This is a genomic window from Ruegeria sp. S263, assembly GCF_056780525.1.
This window is the reverse complement of sequence record NZ_CM165558.1, coordinates 848442-857500: the sequence shown is the minus strand read 5'-3', so window position 1 is coordinate 857500 and position 9059 is coordinate 848442. Positions and strand designations below refer to the sequence as shown.

General features: G+C 56.9%; 9 protein-coding genes. 7 read left to right on the top strand and 2 right to left on the bottom strand.

Annotated elements, in window-relative coordinates; all coding sequences use genetic code 11:
* The first annotated feature begins 524 nt into the window (after positions 1–524).
* The 4 genes from ACT2B1_RS04275 (at position 525) to ACT2B1_RS04260 (ending at position 4367) form a co-directional block, all read left to right on the top strand.
* Positions 525–1199, top strand: coding sequence for a carboxyltransferase domain-containing protein (locus ACT2B1_RS04275; protein WP_254428723.1), 675 nt, complete (start codon positions 525–527; stop codon positions 1197–1199).
* Positions 1196–2194: a 5-oxoprolinase subunit C family protein gene (locus ACT2B1_RS04270; protein ID WP_481668622.1), complete on the top strand. Its 999-nt coding sequence runs from the start codon at positions 1196–1198 to the stop codon at positions 2192–2194. The genes ACT2B1_RS04275 and ACT2B1_RS04270 overlap by 4 nt, the downstream gene beginning before the upstream one ends.
* Before the next feature lie 12 nt (positions 2195–2206).
* Positions 2207–2968: a LamB/YcsF family protein gene (locus tag ACT2B1_RS04265; protein WP_171239807.1), complete on the top strand. Its 762-nt coding sequence runs from the start codon at positions 2207–2209 to the stop codon at positions 2966–2968.
* A 151-nt stretch (positions 2969–3119) separates the two neighbouring features.
* Positions 3120–4367 carry a hypothetical protein gene (locus ACT2B1_RS04260; protein WP_171239808.1) on the top strand — a complete coding sequence of 416 codons (1248 nt, stop codon included), beginning with the start codon at positions 3120–3122 and terminating at the stop codon, positions 4365–4367.
* Positions 4368–4427: 60 nt separating this feature from the next.
* Here ACT2B1_RS04260 and ACT2B1_RS04255 read toward each other — a convergent pair whose 3' ends face one another.
* Positions 4428–5810: a D-alanyl-D-alanine carboxypeptidase family protein gene (locus tag ACT2B1_RS04255; RefSeq protein WP_171124692.1), complete on the bottom strand. Its 1383-nt coding sequence runs from the start codon at positions 5808–5810 to the stop codon at positions 4428–4430.
* 280 nt (positions 5811–6090) lie between these two features.
* Positions 6091–6792: an HAD family hydrolase gene (locus ACT2B1_RS04250; RefSeq protein ID WP_171239809.1), complete on the bottom strand. Its 702-nt coding sequence runs from the start codon at positions 6790–6792 to the stop codon at positions 6091–6093.
* A gap of 91 nt (positions 6793–6883) precedes the next feature.
* On the opposite strand from ACT2B1_RS04250, the gene clpS reads away from it, so the two are divergent.
* The 3 genes from clpS to ACT2B1_RS04235 are packed head-to-tail and all read left to right on the top strand — an operon-like array spanning position 6884 to position 9055.
* Positions 6884–7225, top strand: a complete 342-nt coding sequence (gene clpS, locus ACT2B1_RS04245) for an ATP-dependent Clp protease adapter ClpS (protein WP_171123198.1) — start codon at positions 6884–6886, stop codon at positions 7223–7225.
* Positions 7226–7255: 30 nt separating this feature from the next.
* Positions 7256–8221: a class I SAM-dependent methyltransferase gene (locus ACT2B1_RS04240; protein WP_171239810.1), complete on the top strand. Its 966-nt coding sequence runs from the start codon at positions 7256–7258 to the stop codon at positions 8219–8221.
* Between the two features lie 36 nt (positions 8222–8257).
* Positions 8258–9055, top strand: a complete 798-nt coding sequence (locus ACT2B1_RS04235) for an SDR family NAD(P)-dependent oxidoreductase (RefSeq protein WP_171122384.1) — start codon at positions 8258–8260, stop codon at positions 9053–9055.
* Positions 9056–9059 lie beyond the last annotated feature (4 nt).

Sequence of the window (9059 nt, the reverse complement as noted above, 5' to 3'; positions counted from 1 at the left end):
AGCCCGTCCGACCGTCTCTCCGATCCGTCAACACCGCCTCAGCAGCGCCGGTGAAGGGGGTTCTAAGGTTTACCCCACAAAGCCGCAAGTGGAAAATTGCATATAGCGCGTTTTTTTTGCAATTCAGTTTTTTATATTTTAATAACAATAACTTACATTACATCCATCTAGATGACTTCACACCTATTTACGATTATTGAATGAAGTACCAAGCAATCGCCACACCGCAGCACCCAAGTTCACCCTATATATAGTGAGATTTACTACTCCACCCACAACGCTGAAACGAGTCGGCCTTCCTGTTTTGAATCACGCCAGACCCAGAATCAGAGGTTCGACACTCAGCTTTGAGTAAAATGCCCGGCAACAATGGCCAGAGGCTTGCGTAATCCAACTGAATGCGGTCAGGTCGACCGAAAAGGAACGCCTTAGATTTTCACGTCATGATATCGTCAGACTCATACCCCTTTCCAAGAATTCAACCCGTCGGCTTTGACGGTCTGCTTGTTTCATTTGCGGATACCATGGCGGAGTCATCAAACCGTGCGGCGCTGGCCTTTAGAAATGCTTTGGACCTGGCCCAATGGCACGGCGTTATTGAAACGTCCGCTTCGCTAGCCTCGGCCTATGTCCGCTTTGATCCCGACCAACTCCCTCACGCGGAAATCCGATCCCGTGTTTCCGAGTTACTTGGGCAGCAAAACTGGTTTGACGCCCCGATGCCCTCGGGCCGCAAATATTGGCGCGTCCCCACTGTCTATGGAGGGGACCTCGCGCCGCAACTGAACGAAGCGGCTGCCGCAACCGGGCTGACGCCGGATGAAGCAGTTCGACGGCTCAGCGACTCGCGCGTGCGTGTTTTGACGATCGGATTTGCGCCCGGGCAACCTTACCTTGGGCCTCTGGGGCCCGAGTTCAATATACCACGTCTGCAAGAGCTGACCCCTATGGTGCCCGAAGGGGCGTTAGTTCTGGCCATCTCACAGTTTGTGCTGTTCTCGGGGCCGACGCCAACCGGCTGGCGGCATGTTGGGCAAACCGCGTTTCGCTGCTTTCGGCCCGAGACCCCAAACAGTTTTGCCCTGACGCCCGGTGATGAGATGCAGTTCTATTCTGTTACTCAGGAGGACCTGGAAAATATTCGCGCGAACGACTTTGATGGTTCAGGCGGTGCGACGTATCAGGAAATCGGGTCATGAGCCTTTCCGTTCTGCGCATAGGGCCTGCTTGTACAGTGCAGGATCTGGGGCGTACCGGTTACTTGGATCAGGGTCTGTCCCGCTCGGGGGCTGCAGACATACTGGCCTTGCACGAAGGGGCCGCCTTGCTGGGCCAAGCGCCTGCATTGGCGGCTTTGGAAATGGCAGGCTTGGGCGGTGAATTCGAAGCGACCGAACGCACACGCATTGCGCTGACCGGCGCGCCGATGCAGGCGAGCGTCGACGGAAACCCAGTCATTTGGAATGCGTCGCATGAATTAGATGCGGGACAGCGATTGACCATCGGCGCGGCAATATATGGGACCTATGGGTACTTGCATATCGGCGGCGGAATTGACGGCGACATGTTCCTTGGCTCTCGGTCTGCCCACCTAACGGCCAAGATCGGGCGGACTGTACAAGCTGGTGACCGCTTGTCTGCCGGGGCCGGTTCAGGCGCTGTCGGGTTGAAACTGCAGCCAGACGACCGATTTTCAGGCGGGGTACTGCGGGTCGTCGCCAGCTTTCAAACCCCTTTGTTTGACCAAGATACTCTGGACCGGTTTGCCAATACGCAGTTCCAACGCGGTGGCCGGGCCAACCGAATGGGAATGCAGCTTGAAAGCGCCGGAGAAGGATTTGCCGCCAAGGGGCAGCTCAACATCCTGTCCGAGGTCATAACACCCGGCGACATCCAGATGACTGGCACCGGAAATCCGTTCATCCTGCTGCCGGAATGCCAGACCACCGGAGGGTATCCGCGCATTGCAACCGTCCTTCCGTGCGATCTGCCGCGCGCGGCGCAAACGCCCGCTGGAGGACACCTGACATTCAAGTTTGTCACGATGGATGAAGCCGTCGCCCTGCACGCGGCTTTCCAAGGCGATCTGTCGCGCCTGCCCACTCAGGTTGAACCTCTGATCCGCGACCCACATGACATCCCTGACCTGTTGTCTTACCAATTGGTCGGCGGAATGATCTCTGCAACAGACTAAGGAGTTTTGCCGATGCCCAGCGTTGATCTGAATGCAGATATGGGAGAGAGCTTTGGCCCATGGAACATGGGTGATGATGCAAGCCTGCTCAAAATCATCACCTCGGCCAACATCGCTTGCGGCTTTCACGCCGGTGATCCGGACGTAATGGCGCAGACGATGATACAGGCGGCAGAAAACAATGTTGGTATTGGCGCGCATCCGGGGTTTCCCGACCTTCAGGGATTTGGTCGCCGCAACATGAAAATCCCACATGACAGCCTGCGCAATCTGGTCCGGTATCAGCTGGGCGCAGCCATAGGGGTTGCCAAGGCCGTTGGCACCAAGGTCCGGCACCTCAAGCTGCACGGTGCACTGGCCAATATGTGTTCGGTTGACATCGACATGGCGCGGGCTTGCTATCAGGGTGCCCTGGATGTGGACCCGGACGTTATCATCATGGTTTTGGCCGTGACCAAACAGGAAGACGCCGTGCGCGAACTGAATTGCAAATGGGTCGGAGAGATTTTTGCAGACCGCGCCTATAACGACGACGGAACTCTGGTCGACCGCGGCAAACCCGGCGCGGTCATCCATGACCCCGAACTGGCCGGTCCGCGCATAGTGAATATGGTTCAGGAAGGGGCCATCATTACCGAATCCGGCAAACGACTGCAAACGTCGATCGACACCATCTGTCTGCACGGTGACGGGCCAACTGCTGTGCAGATTGCCCGCTCGGTTCGGGAAAACCTGATTGCGGGCGGCGTTGACGTGACAAAATTTATCCGTTGATCAGGTTGGCGCAACTCGGCCACCCCATGTCGTGACTGTTGCCCGGTACGGCCCCAGGCCCTAGCATGTGCGTAACTGTATGATCTGAGTACCACAAATTCCGGGAACGATCCGCGCCGATCGAGCGGCGCAACGGCAAGGAGCGCGCTTAATGTCTTTTGATTTGATGTCTTACGAACCCCGCGGCGACAAGAAGAACTCGGACTTCTTCAACGAATATCTGCCTATGATTTACGAGCGCCGCTCAAGCTCGGGTATCGCAGATCAGGTCGGGTCGATGCGGGCCATTGTACTTCAGGTGGAACCGGATGCGCTGTTCGACACGCTGGTCGAACTCTACGTGATGACCCCCTATCGCCACACGGCCAGTTATCTTGGGCGAACGCACAAGTTTTCGGTTCTGCATTCTCATGCAGATTACCCCGCGCTAGTCGTCATGGCTCCTCTCAGCCCGACATTCGAGGACTTCATTCCCCGTATCAACCGCATGTACCCGTTGGCCCGCAGCACGCCCCAGACCCGGTATGTCGGAGAGGTATTCGCGGCCTCCGACCTGAAGACGCTGACCAAAACGCTGGAAGATCAAAACATAAGATTTGAATATAGTGGCGATACCGAGAACCCGTTTTACACGCTGGACGGTTTCCGTTTCACGACGCCATCGGATTTCACCTGCAATCGGGTCGGCTATTCCACGCTGGATTTCAACGACACGGACAGCCTTGGCCTGGGGGACCGTGTCTTGCTCAGCGACGCGGAACAAACCCGCCTGGATCAGGCAGCCGGTTTTGGGTCAGACAGCAAGATTGCACCTCTGATGTTGGGGATCGACCACCTTGCCACGCGGGTATTGGCCGGAGAGCGTGAGGATGCGATCCTCGAGTTTCTCACGATGGTGCCCTACTATTTCTGGGGTGCGTACAACATCTTTGACATGAATTCGTCCACCAATGTGAACCGCAATCCGAATGTCGACGATGACAAGAAATCGCCTGCCAAGGTATTCACGGCGAACAACACGCCCTCATTCGTGAATTCCTTTGCCAAGTTACCGATGCCCACCGAAGACTTCGTGCGCAACTTTGGCCGCCGCCTGCACCATATGGCCGTCGAGATACAGGATGGAGACCACGGCGCTGGTGAAAAGAACGTCGATTTCGTCGTGAACACCCTCAAAGACAAGGGCGTGCCTTTCCTGGCGCATGTAGTTGGCGAATGCAAAGACGACCCAAACCTGAAACAGATTTTCTCAAAACACTCCAAGCACACTCTGCTGATCACCGAGTATATTGAGCGCTGCCATCACTATGACGGCTTCTTCACCAAGGATAACGTCGCCGCGCTGACTGCCGCCGCCGGTCAGGATGAACAATATCAGCACGGCCACGTCTTCGACTAAGAAAAAGGGCTGCGAGTGTTTTCGCAGCCCATGTTCAGTCTGAAGATTGCATGTCGGGTCTTATGACGGCCCAATCATGAAACACGTCACGTTCCGTGCCTGAAGCCTGCGACAGGCCAAATCAGCCTGTTCGCGGGTCATGCCCTGAAACGTCGCATCAAAGCCGCGCGCGCTTTGGTTCACTTTGCGCAGCGTTCCTTCCAGAGTGGTCATTTCCGAAAGGGCTGTTTTCAACAGCACCTTTTCGGCCTCATATCGTGTTGTGTAGCGCCCGACATTCACACCCCAGAGGTGCCCACCCGAGGTGGACAAGCGCGTGACGATCTCCTGCTCGGGCTCGGGCTGTTCGATCGGGCCTGTGGAAGCAAGGACAAGATCTTCGGGACGGGCCGCCGGGCGGGTCGTATCCTCGGACGGGGTTTGTATATCTGCGGCGGCAATGGCTGCCGCAATCCCGTTCTGAATGCGCGTGCCGTTCTTCGCCGCGGTCGCCGCGACCGTACCGGCCACCTGAACGGCGGCCCCCGGTCCGGGGCGCAGTACCGGTCGTAAACTGGTGGTCGGCGCGCCGACCAACCGCGCCACTTGTACATTCAGACCCGCATTTCCTGCATATACAGGACGCGACGGTTTGCGAATGGGTGCGCGCGACGGTGCGCGGCGGAAACCCATGTCCAGCAGTTCTGCCACTTTGGCATTTCGCGACGCGCCGGATTTACCGCCGAATACCGTGGCAATGATCCGTTCGTCTTTGCGTTTGGCCGAGGCGACAAGGTTAAAGCCTGCTGCCCGCGTGTATCCGGTCTTGATCCCATCTGCTCCCCGATAAGCGGCCAGTAACCGACGGTTCGTGTTCGGCACCGTCTTGATCCCGGCATGGGTCGATTGACGCGAAAACAGGTTATAATACTGCGGGTAATCATACAGCAGATGCCGGCCCAGCGTGGTCATGTCCCGCGCGGTCGACAGGTGACCCGATTCCGTCAATCCATGAGCGTTCTTGAATGTCGTGCGGCTCATGCCCATGGCTTTGGCAGTCCGGGTCATGCGGCGGGCAAATGCTGCCTCGGACCCGCTGATGGCGATGCCGATTGCCGTGGCCGCGTCATTGGCCGATTTAACGGCAGCGGCGCGGATCAGATACCGGAACGCGATCGTCTGACCCGTGCGAAGACCCAGTTTCGAGGGGGGTTCGGACGACGCTTTCTTGGTGATGCGAACTGGGGTGTCCAGCTCGATCTCACCGTTTCGCACGGCCTCAAACGCGATATAGAGCGTCATCATCTTGGTCAGCGATGCGGGGTGAAGCCGGGTGTCGGCGTTGCGCGAATGAAGCACCTCACCGGTGCGCGCGTCGATCACCATGGCCGCATAGGGCGCCGCCAATGACTGGAGTGGTGCAAAAGCAAGCAACCACACGAATGCTATAAGAATAAAGCCCATCCGGGCCGGAACTGTCCGCCGAACCTGCACGATCTTTGCCTCTGTCTACCTCGCGCTGCCGGGTTTTCCCGGTCAGCAAATCAATTATTTTATTATTCTTCAGGCTAACACAGAGACCCCATGAAATAAACCGTAAGCTGACAAATTCGTCGCTTTGTCGGCCACGATAGAAACACCATATGTTGCCCCACCTGGGCCCCAAACCACTAAATCCGGGACACCCAAGAATACAGCCCTTGTAATCGCTCTGTTTTTCCCGAACTGAGACCTATCGGCAACATCATCCAAGTGCCTGAACAAACCCTGTCAGCTCTCCCAGGTGTTGCAACTCTTTGAAGCGCGGATTGCCCAATGGTGTTTCTGCCTTTTCGATCTCCCAGACCAGTCCATGCGGAACATATACACCCCAACACCCTGCCTGAATCGGGGCGACCACGTCGGATCGCATCGAGTTCCCTACCATCATCGCCCGCTTGGGCCCCTCGCAATATCTGTGGAAAATCTCTCGGTAGGTCTCCGGGGTTTTCTCCGAGACAATCTCGACTTCATCGAACAGCTCACCCAAGCCTGACTGGGCAAGCTTGCGTTCCTGATCGATCAGATCACCCTTGGTGATCAACACGACCTTATGTGTCGCGGCCACGCCCTCGATCGCTTCGCGTGCATGGGGAAGCAACTCAATCGGATGGGCCATCATGTCCTGCCCTGCTTCGATCAACTGCCGAATGACTGACGCGGGAACGCGGTCTTCGGTTACTTCGATGGCGGTTTCGATCATCGACAGGGTGAAGCCCTTGATTCCGTATCCATAGTGTCGAATGTTGCGCTTTTCAGCTTCCAGCAAACGCTCCAGCAGGTGGTCGCGCTCGGCATGATCGGCAAGCAATTCCGCAAAATGGCTCTGCGTCAGTTGGAAGAACCGCTCATTGTGCCACAATGTATCATCCGCATCGAACCCGATTGTGGTCAGCTTATTTTCCATTGCAAATGCGTCCTGCTGGCTCTTTTCTCTGACCCCTTAGACGTTATATAACCGCACAGATAAACCGAAGCCTGAATCGGACAGCCGTGTGATGCTTATTGACCAATGGATGATGTCTGACAATTCCGACGACGATTCTGACTCGTCGGTTCTGGTCCAGACACGCCCCAAGACCAAGCGCCCGCCGCTGTATAAAGTCCTGCTTCTGAACGATGACTACACCCCGATGGAGTTCGTCGTTCATGTGCTTGAACGGTTCTTTGGAATGACACACGCCGAAGCGTTCGAAATCATGCTGACCGTCCACAAAAAGGGCGTTGCCGTGGTAGGTGTATTCAGTCACGAGATTGCGGAAACCAAGGTCGGGCAGGTTATGGATTTTGCCCGTCGGCACCAGCATCCTCTGCAATGCACCATGGAACGCGAAGAGTAACGCCAGCGGCGGCTCTAATCGGATTTGCCCATGTCCCCTCGCCTTGATCTTGCCCTGCAAAGCGGCCTTGTTCTGTCTCAACCGCTGACAGTCATCGGGCCGACACCGGCAAATGATCTGTCATCTTTGTCGCGCGACACGCAGGTCGTTCAGCCCTTCAAACCGTTCCACGACCATTTTGCAGACCAGGGGTTTGCCGTAACGCCGCAGTCTCAGGACCCGTGTCAGGATGCGATCGTGATCCTGCCTCGCGCCAAGGCATTGGCCCGCAGCCATGTGCAGCAAGCCTCCGCACGCGCAAGCGGGGTGATCGTTGTGGACGGCGCCAAAACCGATGGCGTGGACAGTCTGCTGAAAGAGATCCGCAAGCGCACAGATGTTGAGGGGCCAATTTCCAAGGCGCATGGTAAAATCTTCTGGTTCCGCGCTGCGCCTGATGCGTTTGACGACTGGGCCGCGCCACAAACCCAAATGGCGGACGGATATCAAACCGCTCCCGGCGTTTTTTCGGCAGATGGAGTCGATCCGGCGTCAACGCTGCTTGTGAATACGCTGCCGGACAAGATCGGAGCGCGGGTTGCTGATCTGGGGGCGGGTTGGGGATTTCTCTCAGCGTCGCTGATCCAAAAGGCGGGTTTGCGCCATCTGCACCTGGTCGAAGCCGACAATATCGCCCTGACCTGTGCGCAGGCGAATATCACCGATGAACGCGCGCTTTTCCACTGGGCCGATGCTGTAAAGTGGAAGGCGCCCGACGCGCTGGACACCGTCGTCATGAATCCGCCCTTCCACACGTCACGCAGCGCCGAGCCGGAATTGGGCCAAGGATTCATCAAGTCCGCCGCCCGCAATCTGCCCAAACATGGGGACCTGTGGATGGTCGCCAACCGCCACCTGCCATACGAAGCAACTTTGACTGAAAGTTTTGCGCGCGTTGAAGAAGTGTCCGGCGACGCACGTTTCAAAGTGTTCCATGCCTCTCGCCCTCGAAGGTGATCCCGGTTAACCTCCGCCTCAACTCAGGAGATTTGCATGTCCTTTTCCATCGCTGGCAAAACAGCAATCGTGACCGGCAGCGCCAACGGTGTCGGTTTGGCCATCGGTCGTCACTTTGCGGATGCGGGTGCCAATGTCATGTTTGCCGATATGGACGAAAAGCGTCTGGCCGATGAACTGGGCGAACAGGCCGATGACAGCAACATTCGCTTCTTTGCGGGTGATCTGCGGGAAAAGCTAACGATCGCCAATCTGCTTTCGGCCACCATAGACGCGTTTGATCAGGTGGATATTCTAATCAACGGGGCACGGCAGGTGATTCCTTCCGACCCTCTGGATACTGACGATGACTCGGTGCGGACTCTTCTGAACCAGAATCTGATGCCCGCTTTGCGGCTTAGTCAGGTTGTCGCCAAACGGATGATTAAACAGGCGGGTGACAACGAAAACCCCGCAGGGTCGATCATCAACCTGTCGTCGATTGCCGCCCGACGCACGCATCCGGATTTGATGGCCTATTCGGTTTCAACCGCCGCGCTGGATCAGATGACCCGGTCCCTGGCCGTGGCGCTGGCCCCGAGCCGCATCCGTGTCAACTCGATCGCACTGGGATCGGTGATGAGTGCTTCGCTGCAATCTACCCTGAAAGAGAACCGGGATTTCCGGGATGACATCGAAAAACACACACCTCTGTCCCGTATCGCAGCCCCGACCGAACTGACGGAGACTGCTCAGTTCCTTGCCTCGGACGCCGCCGGTTTCATCACCGGCCAAATTCTGACCATTGACGGTGGCCGCACCCTGCTGGACCCCGTCGCAGCCCCGGCGCACTAATCCA

Excerpts from the sequence above, each read along its gene's own strand:
- ACT2B1_RS04260 (WP_171239808.1), top strand. The coding sequence starts at position 3,120 with ATGTCTTTTGATTTGATGTCTTACGAACCCCGCGGCGACAAGAAGAAC.
- ACT2B1_RS04265 (WP_171239807.1), top strand. The coding sequence starts at position 2,207 with ATGCCCAGCGTTGATCTGAATGCAGATATGGGAGAGAGCTTTGGCCCA.
- ACT2B1_RS04270 (WP_481668622.1), top strand. The coding sequence starts at position 1,196 with ATGAGCCTTTCCGTTCTGCGCATAGGGCCTGCTTGTACAGTGCAGGAT.
- ACT2B1_RS04240 (WP_171239810.1), top strand. The coding sequence starts at position 7,256 with ATGTCCCCTCGCCTTGATCTTGCCCTGCAAAGCGGCCTTGTTCTGTCT.
- ACT2B1_RS04235 (WP_171122384.1), top strand. The coding sequence starts at position 8,258 with ATGTCCTTTTCCATCGCTGGCAAAACAGCAATCGTGACCGGCAGCGCC.
- ACT2B1_RS04275 (WP_254428723.1), top strand. The coding sequence starts at position 525 with ATGGCGGAGTCATCAAACCGTGCGGCGCTGGCCTTTAGAAATGCTTTG.
- ACT2B1_RS04250 (WP_171239809.1), bottom strand. The coding sequence starts at position 6,792 with ATGGAAAATAAGCTGACCACAATCGGGTTCGATGCGGATGATACATTG.
- ACT2B1_RS04255 (WP_171124692.1), bottom strand. The coding sequence starts at position 5,810 with ATGGGCTTTATTCTTATAGCATTCGTGTGGTTGCTTGCTTTTGCACCA.
- clpS (WP_171123198.1), top strand. The coding sequence starts at position 6,884 with ATGCTTATTGACCAATGGATGATGTCTGACAATTCCGACGACGATTCT.